The organism is Granulicella sp. dw_53, assembly GCF_018449545.1.
GTDB lineage: Bacteria > Acidobacteriota > Terriglobia > Terriglobales > Acidobacteriaceae > Edaphobacter.
On sequence record NZ_JAAVUR010000032.1, the window covers coordinates 1 to 16,400 of the forward strand.

10 protein-coding genes and 1 pseudogene are annotated in these 16,400 nt (G+C 54.6%); 3 read left to right on the forward strand and 8 right to left on the reverse strand.

Going from position 1 to position 16,400, the window contains the following annotated elements; genetic code table 11:
- Positions 1-67 precede the first annotated feature (67 nt).
- Positions 68-3,042 (forward strand): annotated as a pseudogene (locus HB393_RS24530) (Tn3 family transposase).
- 581 nt (positions 3,043-3,623) lie between these two features.
- Here HB393_RS24530 and HB393_RS24540 read toward each other — a convergent pair.
- Positions 3,624-4,088, reverse strand: a complete 465-nt coding sequence (locus tag HB393_RS24540) for a hypothetical protein (RefSeq protein WP_213807864.1) — start codon at positions 4,086-4,088, stop codon at positions 3,624-3,626.
- A gap of 859 nt (positions 4,089-4,947) precedes the next feature.
- Here HB393_RS24540 and HB393_RS24545 point away from each other — a divergent pair.
- Entirely contained in the window at positions 4,948-6,531 is a 1,584-nt protein-coding gene (locus HB393_RS24545) for a diguanylate cyclase (protein WP_213807865.1), read from the forward strand.
- An 806-nt stretch (positions 6,532-7,337) separates the two neighbouring features.
- Positions 7,338-7,907: a cupin domain-containing protein gene (locus HB393_RS24550; RefSeq protein ID WP_213807866.1), complete on the forward strand. Its 570-nt coding sequence runs from the start codon at positions 7,338-7,340 to the stop codon at positions 7,905-7,907.
- 374 nt (positions 7,908-8,281) lie between these two features.
- Here the strand turns inward: HB393_RS24550 and HB393_RS24555 are convergent, their stop codons facing one another.
- From HB393_RS24555 to HB393_RS24585, 7 genes are all read right to left on the reverse strand, one after another.
- Positions 8,282-8,689, reverse strand: a complete 408-nt coding sequence (locus HB393_RS24555) for a hypothetical protein (RefSeq protein ID WP_213807867.1) — start codon at positions 8,687-8,689, stop codon at positions 8,282-8,284.
- Between the two features lie 111 nt (positions 8,690-8,800).
- Entirely contained in the window at positions 8,801-9,769 is a 969-nt protein-coding gene (locus HB393_RS24560) for a quinone oxidoreductase (protein ID WP_213807868.1), read from the reverse strand.
- Between the two features lie 77 nt (positions 9,770-9,846).
- The gene (locus tag HB393_RS24565) at positions 9,847-10,425 is read right to left on the reverse strand and encodes a TetR/AcrR family transcriptional regulator (RefSeq protein WP_213807869.1); all 579 of its coding nucleotides are present in this window, start codon (positions 10,423-10,425) and stop codon (positions 9,847-9,849) included.
- A 33-nt stretch (positions 10,426-10,458) separates the two neighbouring features.
- Positions 10,459-11,130, reverse strand: a complete 672-nt coding sequence (locus HB393_RS24570) for a hypothetical protein (protein ID WP_213807870.1) — start codon at positions 11,128-11,130, stop codon at positions 10,459-10,461.
- 606 nt (positions 11,131-11,736) lie between these two features.
- Complete coding sequence (locus HB393_RS24575; protein ID WP_345945430.1) at positions 11,737-13,080, reverse strand: ISNCY family transposase; 1,344 nt, start codon at positions 13,078-13,080, stop codon at positions 11,737-11,739.
- A 648-nt stretch (positions 13,081-13,728) separates the two neighbouring features.
- The gene (locus HB393_RS24580; protein WP_213807871.1) at positions 13,729-14,256 is read right to left on the reverse strand and encodes a hypothetical protein; all 528 of its coding nucleotides are present in this window, start codon (positions 14,254-14,256) and stop codon (positions 13,729-13,731) included.
- Entirely contained in the window at positions 14,253-16,367 is a 2,115-nt protein-coding gene (locus HB393_RS24585; protein ID WP_213807872.1) for an RHS repeat-associated core domain-containing protein, read from the reverse strand. The genes HB393_RS24580 and HB393_RS24585 overlap by 4 nt, the downstream gene beginning before the upstream one ends.
- Positions 16,368-16,400 lie beyond the last annotated feature (33 nt).

Here is a 16,400-nt window from a genome sequence, read left to right on the forward strand (position 1 = left end):
AAACGAGGGAAATTCGACAGCTTTGCATTTGTCCTGAAAACCTCCGTATTCGCTACACTGCCAAACGATGCCCCGCCGAGAGCTGCTGACCTCCTCAGAGCGCGTTGAACTGCTCGCCTTCCCGACGGATCAGGGAGAGTTGATTCGGCTGTACGCGTTGACGAAGGCCGACATAGCCTTTATTCGGCAGCATCGCGGCGACCACAACCGCCTCGGGATTGCCGTGCTGATGATCTATCTCCGACATCCAGGCCGAGTGCTGGCCGGGAACGAAAACCCTCACGCCCCTGTTCTCGATATCGTTGCCGGGCAGCTAGGGATTTCGATCGAGGTGTGGCATGTATACGCGGAGCGCGATGCTACACGTCGAAGCCATCTGCTTGAGCTGCTGCCTCGATTGGGAATGGAGCAGTTCGGAACCAAGCACTATCGGTCTATCTCGGCGTGGCTCGATCCCACGGCGTTGCAAACCACGCGCGGAGTTGTTCTCGCTCAAGCAGTGGTGGAGGAACTTCGGAAGCGCCTGATCGTACTGCCTTCGGTACCAGTGATTGAACGGCTCTGTGCGGAGGCAATGACGCGGGCGCAGAGAAAAGTCTTCGCCCTCCTTACCGAAGGGCTAGACGATGAACACCGCGCCAAGCTCGACCGGCTCCTGGAGCAGCGTCAGGGTAGTCCGTACAGTACGCTCGCCTGGTTGCGAATGCCGCCGGGAGCGCCCACGCCGCGGGCTGTCCTTGGACATATCGAGCGGCTTAGTGCAATCCGTGACCTTGCGTTGCCGCCCGATCTAAGCCACAAACTCCATCAGAATCGATTGCTGCAGCTCGCCCGCGAAGCCGGCCAGACAGCGGTCTATCAATTCAAAGAGTATGAGCAGACACGGCGGCACGGCACACTGGTCGCACTGATGATCGAAACAGCCGCAACGCTGACCGATGAAATTGTCGACCTAAATGACAGGCTGATCGGAAGCTTCTTTACAAAGTCGAAGAACAAGTACGAGCGGGCCTTTGCCGAACAAGGCAAAGCCATCAACGACAAAGTTCGGCTCTACGCAAAGGTCGGAGCTGCGCTGGTCGATGTCAGGGAGCAAGGTCGCGATCCTTTCGCCGCGATCGAGGCGGTCGTGCCATGGGAGAGTTTCTCTGCCAGCGTGAAAGAGGCGGCTGAACTCGCGCGGGGTGAGGACTTCGATGCGCTCTCGCTCATCGGAGAACACTATCCTCAGCTCCGGCGCTACGCCCCCGCGTTGATCGAGACTCTTCAACTTCGACCCGCTCCGGTTGCTCGCGAGTTGATCGAGGCTGTCGAAGTGCTGCGGGAGATGAACTGTGATGGGCTGCGGAAAGTGCCCCAGCACGCTCCCTTGGGCTTTATTCGAAAGCGCTGGGAGGCGTATGTGGTCGGTCCTGAAGGGATCGACCGCCGATTTTATGAACTCTGCGTCATGGCTGAGCTGAAAAACTCCCTGCGTTCCGGGGATGTCTCGGTCGTTGGCTCCCGCCAATTTCGCGACTTCGAGGACTACCTGATGCCGCGCCCCGAGTTTGCTCGCAGGCTCACAAACGGTGAGTTCCACGTTGCCGTGCCTACGACCGGAGCGGCGTACATCGAGGAGCGGATCTCGCTATTGCAGAGTGCTCTCGACCAGACCAATGCTCTCGCCCGGGAAGATAAATTGCCGGATGCAGAGTTGAACAGTTCGGACTCACGATCAGCCCACTTGAGAACAGCGTTCCGAAAGAGGCCGAGGCTCTCCGGGATGCCCTGAGCAGTATGCTTCCACACGTCAAGATCACGGACCTACTGATGGAGGTAGAACGTTGGACCGGTTTCACCCGGCATTTCGCACATCTCAAATCGAACGAGCCGGTGAAAGATCCATCGCTGTTGTTGACCGCTATTTTGGCGGATGCGACCAATCTCGGCCTTGGAAAGATGGCTGAATCCTGCCCGGGCACAAGTCCCGCTAAGCTCTCCTGGCTGGTCGCCTGGCACATTCGCGACGAAACCTACTCGAAAGCTCTGGCCGAAATCGTCAACCATCAGCACCACATTCCATTCGCTACGCACTGGGGCGAAGGCACCACATCCTCTTCTGATGGTCAGCGCTACCGCGCGGGCGGCCGGGGCGAAGCCGCAGGCCAGGTGAACGCGAAATATGGAAACGATCCCGGCGTCACCTTCTACACTCACGTCTCCGATCAGTACGCACCGTTCCATACTAAGGTCATCAACGCCACCGTTCGCGATGCGACGCATGTGCTCGATGGCCTGCTCTATCACGAGTCCGAACTGCGGATCGAAGAACACTACACCGACACCGCCGGCTTCACCGATCACGTCTTCGCTCTCTGTCACCTACTCGGCTTCCGCTTCGCGCCTCGCATACGCGACCTGGCAGACAAACGTCTTTATGTGCCGGGCAAGCCTGCGCAATGGCCAGCACTCAGCTCCATGATCGGTGCTTCCATCAATACGAAGATCATCGAACAGCAGCTCGGCGAGGTGCTGCGGCTGGCCACATCCATTCAGCAGGGCACCGTCACCGCGTCTTTGATCCTGCGCAAACTTGGCTCGTACCCCCGACAAAATAGCCTTGCTCTCGCGCTGCGTGAGATCGGAAAGATCGAACGAAGCCTTTTTATGTTGGCCTGGCTTGAAGATCCAGCGTTACGTCGGCGGGTCACCGCCGGTCTAAACAAGGGTGAGGCACGGAACTCGCTGGCACACGCCGTGTTCTTCAATCGGCTGGGCGAAATTCGTGATCGATCATTTGAGAATCAACGGCATCGCGCAAGCGGGCTGAACCTGGTTGTGGCAGCGATTACGCTCTGGAACACGGTCTACCTAGAGCGCGCAACAGAACAGATGGCGAAATCACGGCAGTTCGATCCCGCCCTGCTCCAGCACGTCTCTCCGCTTGGCTGGGAGCACATCAATCTCACGGGCGATTACTCTTGGCACACCAATAAGCGGGTGGCCAAGGGAGGCTTCAGACCCCTCCGAAGCCCAAGAAACACCTCCGGCGCGCCTTAGCGTACATAAAATTCCCTTTCTTGAGCTGCCCCCTACCTGCGTTCACATCGCCGATGCCTGCTTTGCGTTGGGCGGCAGCAGCGCACTTTACGACACTTCACCGCTGCAACGACGGTTGCGTGACCTTCACGTTGCGGCACAACACGGTGCTGCGCAACAACGACACTACGTCGGTGCCGGCAAACTGCTGCTGGATAGCTCTATTGCTAATTCCAAACCCGGCGGCTCTTGAAGAATTCGCTCTCTCTTCTTGCGGTAGCTGCAAAAGGCGGGCCCCATCGAATGGATAAGATAGGCGCGGGGAAACCGCTCCCTCTCGACGCCGCCAAGGGATTTATCTTTCGGTCGATGGATGGACGAGACCGGCATAGCCAACGTCATAGTGACGCCGGATTTGTACGACGGGAGCGGTCGGCCGTCACGCGAATCAAGTTCATTCTCGCGACGGGTTCGCAGTGTCGAGAAACTTTCTTTCTAGGAATGTGGATCGATCTATTCCTGGCGCGACCGACGAAAATGTATCGTCCGCCGCGTGGCTGCAAGGGAAAAGGGAGTGAGGGTCAAGAAGTTCTCTAGAATATTTAGAGCGTGTGGCAGAGGAGGTAATGGAAGTATTCCTCAATGAAGATAAGAGCGAGGCTCACGATCGAAAGAACCAATTGTTCCCTCTCGCTCCTCTTGGCATGTTGTGTCAATGGCCTTTGCCGCCAGCGGGAGGCCGGGCGTCTGCGCAGACGCCGGACATGAAAGAGTACGCTTAGATTTATGAGCGAACCCAAGAGCGCGACCGTCATCATCGGTATCCGAATCCAATCTGCATGGAAACGAACCAAAAATGCGCCAGCGCCGACGGTCATCACGAGTGAGCTCAGTCCGATGGCTAGACGCACCGTGTTGATCGCAATCACCGCCGTACAAATGCTTTGCAGCAATGCAAAGAAAGCACTAGACCACGCAATCGTGCGTTGAGCCGTCTCCGCTCTGTCAGAAGACACAGCCTTCAACACGTTTTGAGATTCCGTCCGCTCCCGGAAGATAGTTGGCATGAGGGAGTGTCCTCTAAAAGCGAATGACGTCACTTCTTCTCCGCTTTACGATTTTAGACGATCAGAGCTTGCTGTTTGAAGTGATTGATGTCGGATGGATTCGCAACAATTCCTGAGGCCAACCTCCACTTTATGCCGAATCATTCTCTCAGAGTACCGCTGAGGGAGCCTGTCCGAAGTGTCATGGCCCTGGGACGCATAGGCGAAGCGACAGAAAAGTCGATAAGTTTATCCACGTAACAACCCAACGTCACCAGATGTTTATGCAGGTTTTACGCCGGACGAGACTCGACAAGCTGTGCTTCAGAAGTTAGAGCCTAGCTATTAGGGAACGCTCCCTGGCGCGAAGAAACACCCGTTTCAGACCTTTGCGAAATACCAACACAGCCTGGTTCAGCTAAGCCCGGCTCGGAAATGAAATGGTAGGATGTTGGTTCGATGAGTCTTTATCTTGTTGGTCAATGCCAGAATCCTCTTTGCCGGCAATGGTTCTTAGTGCAAGAGCAAGTGTTGCCCGGCCATGATAAATATCAGCTAGAGAGCTTCCGTTTCCCATAACCCGACGTTGCGAGCACTGCAAATGCGACAGTGTATTTCAGCAATCGGACCTACAGGAAGGAAGGCTCGACGAGGCGGTGGGTTAAATCGGCATCTCCCTTGGCAGATGAGTGATGCAAGAGGGCATTCACGTTGGATTGTCGGGGTGGGTCTTATTACAGAAGCTATTCCGCACTTTCGGTGGAAGATATTCGCTAGTCAGTGTCAGTGTCACCGTGTACCTTGGTGTAGCCGGGAGCACCGTGCATGCGTACGGTCTTAAATGAGTGGAGCGCCGTGTTGCACAGAATGAGGGCCTGTTATGGATCCGAACTATTCCGCTCCTAACATGATCCGCGACGGCCCAGCCAATCCACTGCGTCAAACCATGCCTCTAGCCAGGGAACTGGTAACTCTATTTTCGGTCTCATTCGCCTGCTTTGTGGCCTCCCTGGCGGGATTGATACTGAGCAAGACCCCAGTCCAATCGGATATCCTTTGGCCGGCGAACGGTCTTCTACTTGCAGTCCTACTGCTGTCCCCGCAAAAGCGATGGGCAGGGCTGCTGACGGCGGGTTTTTGCGCCAGCCTGCTTGCGCACATTCTCTTTCGATATAGTTCACCTATGGCGGCCCTTTATGCCGGGGCAAATATGCTGGAGGTCAGTATCGCTGCTGTGGCTATGACCTGGCGCAGCCCTCAAGCTACCGATCTGATGAAGCTTAGAAGCTTTGTGCGATTCATTGTTTTTGCAGTGGTCCTTGCACCTCTGTGCTCCGACTTGGTGATTGCCCTTCAGCGGGCTGATCCCTTCAGTCGAGTGAATCGACTGGATTTCTATGACTGGTTTATAGGCGATTCATTGGGAATCGCCATTATGACTCCTCTCATTTTTGCTCTCAATCCCCTTGAAATCAAGTTCCTGTTGAGGCCAGAGGCGCGAATCAAGACTATCGTCGCTCTAGCCGCGTATGCCCTTGTCAACGTAGCAATATTTGCTCAGAGGTCCTATCCGATATCGTTTCTGATCCTTCTCGCACTGTTGGTGCTTATCTTCCACTTAGGTCAATCAGGTGCAGCGGTCGGGGTATTGCTAACCGCGGTCATCTCGTCCTGGCTTACCGTCGACTTCCGAGGTCCTTTTTCCCAGATGCGAGCCGGTACCTTCTTTCCGAGTATCGTTATTTTGCAATTCTTTCTTTGTATCTTGCTAATAACGGTTTACACCGTTTCGACCGCCCTTTCGGAGCGGGACCAGCTTCAAGAAGAACTCATTGCCGCCTACCGTGAAGCGGACGAGATGGCAGGACGCGACCATCTTACTGGGCTTGCGAACCGAAGGTCGTTCGACAGGCAGCTGCTTAGGGAGTGGAGACGTGCCGCGCGAGAACGAACCTCGATATCGCTCATCATGATCGATATCGATTTTTTCAAAAAATATAATGATTCTCATGGCCATATCGCGGGAGACGCCTGTCTGCAGAGAATTTCGAGCGTGCTGGCCAGTTGCCTATATCGGACTACCGATTTCATTGCCCGCTTTGGCGGCGAGGAGTTTGTTATTATTTTGCCGGCCACCGACCCCGAAGGTGCATTGCTAATCGCGGAACGGCTTCGTGGGTCTATTGCCGCTCTAAAGATGGATCGTGCTCCCAACGGACAAGACAAGGTCACTATTAGTGCAGGAGTATCGACCTTCTACCCAACGCTGGAAATCGCATTTCACGACCTCGAACAGAATGAACTTCTCAAAAGAGCTGACGATGCCCTTTACTCGGCCAAACAAAGGGGGCGAAACCAGGTGGTGACCTGGAAGGATCAGCTTACTCCTATCGAGTCAGATCGAGCTCGTTCCTCGATATCCATCCTATCCTTAGAACCTGACCCCTCTAACGGGCGGAACTAGTAACAGCAGTGCTTGGGAACGTGCAAAACTCGTTTTTTGCGGTGTCTAATGGATGTGGGAAGCGAGGAAAAAGGTTTTGTGTTTTCCGGCATTCCATTAGACAGGCCTTTCCACCGAACAGCGTAAAGCAACCTGTACCGCAATTTCGTAAGAGCATGACTCGATGGAAGCCAGATAGGTGATCTTCGACAGGACCCTTGTGTACCGTCACGTAGTACGCGGCATTCAGAATGTGATCGCGATTCCGTTGCATAGACTTGATTGGAAGCCTTAGGCCCGCAAATATACTTTAGTAGCCAATGCATCTGATCCATGCGCATCCTCGGCATCCTGCCAATCTTCCGGGCCGTCAACGCCTGCGGCTTCCACCCCATTTCGTCAAAGAGGATACGGCCGCTGCTTTTGGCACACCTACAAGAGGATCTTCATCTTTCAAGTCAACTCAATGTCTACTTCGCTTCCATCGGACTGGTACCGTGCGAAAGACTTCTTCAGCGAAACGATTGTCCCTCGAATTCGGTCTTCCTGAGTGGCTATGGCGTTCTCTTACTTATTGGAAGTTACAACCCCTGCACCTTCTCAGATGAAATAGGTGAGACCGCAAAGCGTCCGGGAGAATGTGGTCAAGTCGAAAGCCCTCCGGTTGCAGAAGGGCTTTTGGCTGGAACGGTACCCGGCCGGAGCGGGTGAAATAACCCCGACGCTGGGATTTCTGGCGCCTTCAGATTCCAACCCGTAGGGAATTTATCTGGTCCTTTGGTGTCAAGATCAATAGCTTGATCTACAGGATCATCCAGAGGAGAAATATGAAACGCAGAACGTTTCTCAAGACCGCGGCGGCTGTCATTCCATGCGCAGGCCTACACGATGTAGTCAGCGAATATGCGCGCGCGGAAGCTCCCGTGCTGGCGGCGGCGAATTCATTTCAAGTCGTCGGCGCGGGCGAAGACCGCTTTAGCCAGCCCATCGCGATGGGCTTCAGCACGATGCTAATCAAAGTCGCCGCCAACGAAACGGCTGGCGGACTGTTTATCATCGAGCACAAGAATCTCCTCAACGCCGGGCCGCCCCTACACCTGCACGTCGCTCAAGAAGAGTGGTTCTACGTAATTGAAGGGAGCGTCGTGTTTCAGGTAGGCGAGCAAAGATTTGAACTTGGACCAGGCAAGTCAGTGCTGTCACCACGCAACGTGCCGCATGCATTCGCCGGCACGGGCCCAGACCCTGCGCACATGCTGATTGCATTCAGCCCCGCAGGCAAAATGGAGGACTGCTTCCGTAACCCCAACGGTCCGGCCTCCCCTGCTGAAAGAGTCGCGTACTTCCGCCGCTATGGCATGGAATACGTTGGACCTTCACCGTTCAAGAAGTCGTAGACGTCTCCGTTATCGGACTGTCGCAAAAAAGGGCCATCGTCCCCAACCTCGAAGACAAGCGAACGAATGCCTTGGAATAAAAAGGGTAGCTGCGATCGAAGGTACGTGGGCCGACATCCGAGAGGCGCCACCGGACAGTCTTCGTTAAGACAATCGATGTCGGGCTGCACTTAAATTCCGGAATTTCAAGTTCTGACCTCATTTACTGCACTTAAATCCCGGAATTCGTTGGTGTTGATGTACTTTAATCCCGGACGAAAACATGTGCTGGGGAATGGCGAGGTTAGTAGCTTGCCGCATTCGTATTGATCGAGCGCCGAGTTGAAGCTCCGGCTGAGAAGGGCTGGCCAGAGTTCACTGGAAGTCTCGATTAATTACCCCTCGCGTGTTGAGAGAAGCGACAATACGCGAAGCCAACGGTCGAGCCCGTTCGGTTCCGTGGCCGATGTCGCATTTACAAGGAGCGCTCCAATCGTCGCAAGAACCTTTGTCCTGAAAAGCAGATGCTGATTGCGCGGTTCTGTCAGCTTGGGGGAAAGAGTGGGGCTCGGCTCGCGACCCCGCTTGCCGGGAAGAAGGGAAGAGGTTTGTGAACGCTGCCGGTAGCGCTTGAGCAGATCGTAGACGACGCTGCGCCGCAGACCGAGCTCTAGTGCGGACTCTTCCACGCGTTGCGCACCGGGCCTCGACTGTGTGGCCAATGGGCTGAGCACCAACTCCCGCTTCAACGCCACGAGCCAGTCCGATTCTTCCGCAGCTTCCCATGTTCGCCATTTCTGCATTCAAATCCCAGAAAAGTTTCACCCGAACTTCGTCGGGGATTTGAGTGCAACATTCCGAGCAGCTGCGTGTGCCGTCCAAGTAGAATCAACGTGCGAGTCGCTTGAGCGCCGTTAGGGTATCAACAGCAGTTTCCCTGTAGTCTTACGTGCGCCAAGCTCGGCATGAGCCAACGCCGCATCAGCTAAAGGATAGCGATGGCCGATGTGAATCTTAAGCTGGCCCTTCCTTACCCAATCAAACAGTTGTGCCGACCGGCTTAGCAAAGCCTCCCGGGTGCGGACGTGATGCATTACGCTCGGATAGCTCACAAGGACACTCTTGGGGAGATCCAGCAAATCAATCGGCGGTAAACGCTTAATCGTCTGACCATAATAGGCCAAGACGCCGTGATACCGCAGCGAAGAGAGTGAATCGTAAAAGGTATCGGCTCCCGCTCCGTCATAAACGACATGTACGCCTTCATCATTGGTAAGCCGCAGAACTTCCTTGGCAAAAGTTCCGCCACTTTCAACGATAACGTGATCTGCTCCCGCATTTCGGACGAGGTCGGCTTTTTCCTCCGTTGAGACTCGGCCAATCACGTTGCCACCAAGCAGCTTGATAAGCTGGGTGAGGATGAGCCCAAGTCCCCCCGCCGCTGAATGTACGAGCGCGACATCTCCTGTTTTGATCTGGTACGTCTCAGTGACGAAGTGACTAGCGGTGAGCCCCTGCATCATCATCGCCGCTGCGGTCTCATCGTCGATGTTATCCGGGATGGGCACCAGCTTATCTGCAGGCGCAACCAGCTCCTCGGTGTAGCTTCCCGGAATGTAAAACCAGGCCACACGGTCGCCAACGCGAAAATCATGCACGCCCTCCCCAAGCGCAGTGATGCGGCCCGCCCCTTCTATTCCAGGTACGAATGGAGGAGTCTTATCGGTCCAGAATATGCCTCGCCGAACTCCCGTATCCATGAAGTTGATGCCCGCCGCAGTGAGCCGGACAAGCACTTCGTTTGTTCCGGGGGTAGTAGAGGGCCTGTCATGAACCTTGAGTTGCTCCGGCCCGCCATGTGCTTCAACGCGTATTTCCTTCATGTCTATGCTCCTTCTGTTATGGGCTGAAAGAGCTGGAATCAGGCACGCGAAGGCGTGTCCTCCCGTCGCATAAAAATCTATGTGAGGCCCCGCAATGTCATGCGGGCGATACCGCGCAAGGTCTCCGCCGTTGCCCCGGCGCGGGCGGCAATCTTGATGCCGGTCAACGCCGCTGCAATGAACTCCGCCCCAGTTTGGGGACTAACGTCCTTGGAGATTTCTCCTGTCGCCTTGGCTTCCGATATCCGCCACTTAAGCGCTGAGAGGAATGATTTACTCACCGTATCGGTAATTGCCGCCACTTCCGAATCCGAACGGCCAAACTCTGACACGGCACTCAGACCTAAGCATCTCGGCTCTGGATCTGCCAAAGCCTGCGACACGACAAACCTCATCAGGGCCTCTAAGCCTTCGAATGCAGATGGAGAAGAATTAAGCTCGCGAATCTGACTGCCGACGCTGTCCGTTGTGTATCGGCGCAGGGCGTTGAGATAGAGGTTCCGCTTGTCGCCAAACGTATCGTATAAGCTTTGTCGACTTATACCCATCGTCTGAAGAAGCGCATCGGTCGATGTACCCTCGAATCCACGCGCCGCGAAAGCATTGATAGCCTTCTGCAGGGCTTGTTCGCATTCGAATTCTTTGGGACGTGCCATATCCTGCTAAGTTAGCCATTATGGACTGTTCTGTCAATAACCGCGCTTGATGCTGGTTGACAGCTCGCTGCATCTGTTGGATGCCTCCATTGGTTTGCTGCCGGACGGTCGCCATACATCAGCTAAACTGCTTCGGAGCTTCCTCCATGCTCCAGATCTTCGGCCCGCCTCATAGTAGCTTTCGTTCCGTTTAGCTACAACGCCTTCATGCGAATTCTCACGAACGAATTCCAAGATCCCGTCCGCGTCCATGTGTATGACCTCGGAGAGGATGACCATATCCGAGGTAGGACAGATATCACGTAGGATCTTCCGCCGCTCACTCAACGGAAGCCGTGTCAGATTACGGTCGAGATGGAAGAGAACATCAAAAGGGAAGTAGACGATTGGGGGATGCGTGGTCTGATGATTCTGGAGCAGCGACATGCTCGGCCTGCCATGCAGATCCAGCGCGGCCAATTCTCCATCAAGGACGGTGCCGTTAGGCAAACCTTGGAGGGCTAGGGGTATTTGTGGGAAATTTAAGGTATAGCTGGACTTACGACGAGAACGAAGTCCAACCTTACCGGCGCGAGAGATCGCCTGCATACGGTACCCATCGAGCTTCAGTTCGTAAGACCAGAGAGGTCCCTTCGGCAGCTTAGTGACGTCCAGACATTCCATAGGCTCCAGGAAGTGGGCACCGCTCTTGATCGACTCAGGCATGCGCGAGTCTAGCATCTTCGATGAAATGAAGCAGGATCTGGGGACGGGGTTCGATCATGGACACAAGATATCGGCGGGCTCCGGGTTGCAAGGCATCTCGGTGAGAGAATAAGCGCCTAGAAAGCTCGTCCCTGTGAAGATTAGGCCTGCGATTTCGGCTCGTATCGTCTCAGCGCATAGATATGGCTATCGTTTGTCGATACGAAAAAAAGCTGGGCACTTTCGCTGTAGACAATATTGTTCGTGATCCTCTCGGCTAGCTGATGTCTACCGGATAATTCATTGCGTTCGGCTTCATATTCGAGCATTATCCCCGCGTTGGTTCCGAAATAAACTCGATGATTGATTAGGGTTGGGGAACTGAAAATCTTAGCCGAGGTTTCGTGGATATGTAAGATAGCCCCGGTCCGGAGGTTTGTTGGCGCTCATTAGAAATGACAGGGTGGCTAGTCCATTAGAAGTGTCAGTATAAGTCTATTTATTGAAGTATTTGTTTAATAATCATTAGTCGTCGTGCGGTGCGTAATGTGGGAATCGACGTACTGTGTCGATTTCCAAGGACTGTGGGAAGAGAGGTAAACGGCTTCATGTTTTCCTCGCTTTCCATCAGGCCGTCATTTCCACCGCGGGCGCGATTGTTGTTTTGTAGTCTGGCCCGTACACTTGGCGCGGCCGCTTCTTGTAGCCACCCTTGTCGCTGTTTGTCATGATCTTGGGCAGGCGCTTAAGTTCTTGCTGGGCCTTCACAGTGGCGAGTGCATGGCTGAGACGCTTGTTCTCGATGATGGCGGTGTGACTGACTCGCTGGTCTTTGCTGAAGACGCGATAGGGAAGCAGGTGGCCTTTCCATCGCACCTCGAGCGGTCGATCTGCGAAGTCATAAACCTCCACGTACTGGCCCGCCAAGCCATCAGCCACCCCACTTCGTTCCAGGATGATCTGCCTGCGGTCGTAGGCCAGGCTGAGCTGTTGGCTTACGTGACGCTGTTCGCGATGGCATAGGATGTCGGCAAGCCGAGAGGCTTGGACGTTGAGTCTGCGATGCATGTTCTCAGCCCTTGCTGCGGGGACCGAGAACTTCTCGTTGAACTGCTTCATGAACTGCGGCAGAAACAAGTTACCGGCGTTCATGTCACAGACGCCGGCTAGTCGCAGTTCCTTCACCAGGCGATCTTGTAGCGTACGATTCGCCCGCTCCACGCGGCCTTTTGCCTGGCTCGAGTTCGCACACAGGATCTCGATGTTGAGCTCTGCGAGCGCTCGCCCGAACTGCGTCATGCCCGAACCGCCCTTTGCATCCGGTCGGTTCACTCGGAAGACGGTGTGCTTGTCAGAGTAGAAGGCGGTGGGACAGCCATGCGTCGTGAGGTATCCGTTCAACGCTTCGAAGTAGGAATCTGTGCTCTCGCTCGGCACGAAGCGTAGTTGCATCAGCTTGCTGGTCGCGTCGTCGATGAACACCAGCAGCGTGCAGGGCCCACCTCGCTGCTCGAACCAGCGATGATCGCTGCCGTCGATCTGGATCAGCTCACCGTAGCTCTCGCGCCGCAATCGAGGTTGGTGGAAAGTCCTGCGCTGCGTTCGCGACAGCCACAAGCCTTCAGCGATCATCCATCGGCGCAGGGTCTCGCGGCCGACTTGGAGCTGATGCTTGTCCAGCAACACCTCGGTCGCCAGCGTCGGCCCGAAGTCAGCGTACCTGGTCTTGACTAACTCGACCGCATACTTCCGGATGCCTTCGTTCCGGCTCCGGTTCGACGTTCGGCCACGCGCCTTGTGAATCAGCCCGCTGCCGCCATCGGCTTCATACCGGGCAAGCAGCCGGTAAGCTTGCCGCTCGCTGACCGCCAGCACAGCTGCCGCCGCAGCGACCGTCCGACGCCCAGCCCGCACGTCACTCAAAACTTCGATCCGTCTCAGATCGCGCTCGCTCATCGATATCCAACCCATCCTTAGACCCTGACACTTCTAATGGGCGGAACCATGACATTTCTAACGGGCGGCTACACTTTCACTGTACGTAACACCAATTAGCGGACGTAAATTATTGATACTAAATATCTTATACCAATGCAAAAAACTTGTCACAATGCGATGTCATAGGCACTTAGGGGTCCCTTCAGAATTCGGACCACAGAGTACGCTAAGCAGTTCGTGACATTGAAAGCAAAGGGTTTAGGAGGGTGATCCTACTGCATCGGATAGGCGGGAACTATTGTCTTGCAAGTGTCTAATTCGAAAGACTGGTGTTCTCACTAACGTGCTTTGATATCCCAATTCTGAGTGGACCCCTGTGTGCGGTGTGGCCGTGGTTCTGGCCGAAAGCCAGTTCAATAAAACAGCGTAGAGTTACCACATGACGAACTTGAACGCAGTAGCGACCGTCACCCGAACTTCGTCCGGGATTTGAGTGCAACATTCCGGGATTGATTGCCGTAAAACTGCAGTGAATTATCGGAAAACGATTGATTACAAAAGGCCGATATTCGGGGATTTGAGTGCAGCGTGACAAAGAGCGCGGCTAATTCCTGTTCTTGGCCAGGGCATGATCTAGCCGGGTCAGCTCTGGCGGGGCCGTAGCTTGCCGAGCCGACAGGTCTACAAGGCGGCGTAGTGCTTCGCCACACGGAGCAGAGGTTCGTCCGCTTCCTTCGCCAGAGCCGTAGCGAAGCTCAGATACTCTTCTCGAGCCTTTGAGATGGGCTTGCCTAACATCGCCTCCAGCAGCTCCGGTTTGCCGGCGAACAAGTTGTACCACTCATTGCAAGAGATGGCCCAAGTGCGGTCCTCGTCCATGAGTAAGTAACGGAAGGGGCCGCACTCTTTGTTGAAGTTCAGTAGGTCTTCTTCTGAGATTGAGAGTCGGTAGCAAGCCGGGGCCGGGTCAAGTGATTCGGTCGCTACTGCAACACATTCGCTATACCCGGCATCTTTCAAGACCGGGACAAGTGTTGCTATTTCATAAGGCGCGAAGTGGCAGGTATCTTCTACTGGAACGACCTTCCAGCTCCGTTGTCGAACCCATTTTTCGCTGAATTCATAGCTTTGGTGAGCATCGGCCTGAGTCATCTCCTTAACCAACTCTTGATAGTGTTCAATCTGCGTGGCTTCAGTGATAGATTTCATTTGTTGTACCTGAACTTTGACGTTCCAGTTGGATTTTGGATTTCTAAGGTAGGACGGCCATCTCCACTAACGCCCCTAAGAACTGCCGTCGAACCATCGGAGAGCTCTTTGACTTTCACGTTTCCAAGGGCTTTTTCAGCTCCAGTCAGCCCTTCGAAGTCCTTCGTCGCTTGTTCGAATCCACCCACCCTTTCTAAAATTTCTGCAGCGTTGAGTCCACGAGCAGCCCTGATAAGCTTTGCCCCAGCTCTGAGGGCTGCAACCTCTGGGAGAACAGAGATGGCCAGATTCGCACCACAACCTGACCTGCTTCCGCCAGTCGTGCACTGGGCCGCGGCCGCGGCCCACGGGGCCATGATACTCATCTCAAGCCCGCCCGCTGCATTCACTGCCCCCGCTGCATTGGTCCAAGTCGATGCACTTCCTGCACCGAAGACCCCGGCTGCTAGACTTCCTGCATCGAAGCCACCATTCAGATTTGGCCCCTGAATAAATCCCGTACCTAATGTGTCGGGGCCTGCACCATCCGGTATATAGCTAAACGAGATGATGTTGTTGGACCGGTTGTATTTGAATGAGTTCTCATCGACGTGTCCGTTAACAAAAATACCGCTGTCCGTATCACTGGTGCAATCCCCACGTTGCAGGCTGCCGGCGCCGTTGCCGCTCGCGTAAATGCAGTCTTGCCCATCGGGATCGACATTCGACAGCGGGTTATTTCGGCCATAGCTGTATAGATTCCAGCTTTGGGGATCACCCGCATTCTGATCCACAAATGGAGTGTCCGGCGACATAAACCGTCCCAAGTTGAAGTTGTAGTATCTGGCTCCAAAGTAGTCAAGTTGGGATTCTGAGTCGCGTTCCTGACCCGTAAATTTATAGGCATTTCCTGTCCCTGGAGTAGTTTGGGGCTGCATTGCTCCCTCTACTCCAAAAGGATAATATTTGGTTGAAAAAATCGGCCAACCAGCGGCATCTGTCATTACCTGAGCAGAACCGACCTGATCGCCATGAAAGTAAGCCGTGTTGAGGAAAGAGGGATCGGTGACCTTCTCAGTAATTACGCTTACATTGCTTTCTGCTGCTCCCGGGCCGAAAGGGACTATTCCGCCCAAAGTGCGGTAGTAGAGAGGAATGGCTGTCCCGTCCGCGTGAACCAACGTGATATCTCCCAGATAGATGTCCCAATTGCCTGGAGCACCTCCCTGATAATTGTAGAGATTAACACTTGAGAAGGTCATTCCCTGGTATTCACTCAGATCAAGTTCTCGGAAGAACCAGCCCCCAGGCCTCGTATCCGCGTCCGCCAACTGGCCGTCAAGAGCAAGTTTCACGCCGGAGCTACCCACCGTATTATTGTTGAAGGCGACGCTGATTCCGCCCCTCCCGACCCCATCCTGAAACTGCCGCCAGGTGAGCAGGTCGCCATTCTGAACAACAGTTCCAAGAACAGCACCCGTCAGAGATACGGTGCCAGCAAAGGTGTTCGTACTGCCGCAACCCGAACAGTTCGTGCCGCTCATATGGATGCGGATATCGTAATCGTCAGCCCGTGCCAGACGTTGACCATTGGCGAAGATATAATCTCTCCATGTGCCATCCTGGTTCTTCTCCGCAAGCGTTTGACCATTGAACTGGACGTACTCCTCCCAGTTGCTGCCCACATCCTTACGAGCTCGAATTCCATTCGCGTCGTAGGTATAAGTAGCAGCGCCCCCGTTGACGATGCTGAGCTTGTTCTCAGCATCGTAGGTATAACTCGTCGTGAAGACCCCATTGTCGTAGGCCGTCGTATTCCCCGAGGCCCCGTAACCGACTCCCTGGAGTTGATTGTTCGGCAGGACTGTTATGTCGTCCTGAAATGTGCCTGGGGAAGTCTGGTTGAGATTGCCAAAGGAATCGTACTTATAGGTTTGCTGCATGCTTCCGTCTGCTTGAATAAAGGAGGTAAGCCGGTTCAGGGGGTCATAGCTGAAGGTTTGAGTGCGCGAGGTGACGGGGTCAATGATCTGCCAAATGTTGCCGCTATTGGCGACTCCGAATGACGGACAGGCGGGAATAGCGTTAGGACTGGGGGATGCTATTGCCGGACCATAGCACAGCTCCTTCAAGAGGAGACCGGTGTTCCCACTGAAGCTTCCTAG

Excerpts from the sequence above, each read along its gene's own strand:
- HB393_RS24580 (WP_213807871.1), bottom strand. The coding sequence starts at position 14,256 with ATGAAATCTATCACTGAAGCCACGCAGATTGAACACTATCAAGAGTTG.
- HB393_RS24565 (WP_213807869.1), bottom strand. The coding sequence starts at position 10,425 with ATGGCACGTCCCAAAGAATTCGAATGCGAACAAGCCCTGCAGAAGGCT.
- HB393_RS24540 (WP_213807864.1), bottom strand. The coding sequence starts at position 4,088 with ATGCCAACTATCTTCCGGGAGCGGACGGAATCTCAAAACGTGTTGAAG.
- HB393_RS24560 (WP_213807868.1), bottom strand. The coding sequence starts at position 9,769 with ATGAAGGAAATACGCGTTGAAGCACATGGCGGGCCGGAGCAACTCAAG.
- HB393_RS24550 (WP_213807866.1), top strand. The coding sequence starts at position 7,338 with ATGAAACGCAGAACGTTTCTCAAGACCGCGGCGGCTGTCATTCCATGC.
- HB393_RS24555 (WP_213807867.1), bottom strand. The coding sequence starts at position 8,689 with ATGCAGAAATGGCGAACATGGGAAGCTGCGGAAGAATCGGACTGGCTC.
- HB393_RS24570 (WP_213807870.1), bottom strand. The coding sequence starts at position 11,130 with ATGCCTGAGTCGATCAAGAGCGGTGCCCACTTCCTGGAGCCTATGGAA.
- HB393_RS24575 (WP_345945430.1), bottom strand. The coding sequence starts at position 13,080 with ATGGGTTGGATATCGATGAGCGAGCGCGATCTGAGACGGATCGAAGTT.
- HB393_RS24545 (WP_213807865.1), top strand. The coding sequence starts at position 4,948 with ATGGATCCGAACTATTCCGCTCCTAACATGATCCGCGACGGCCCAGCC.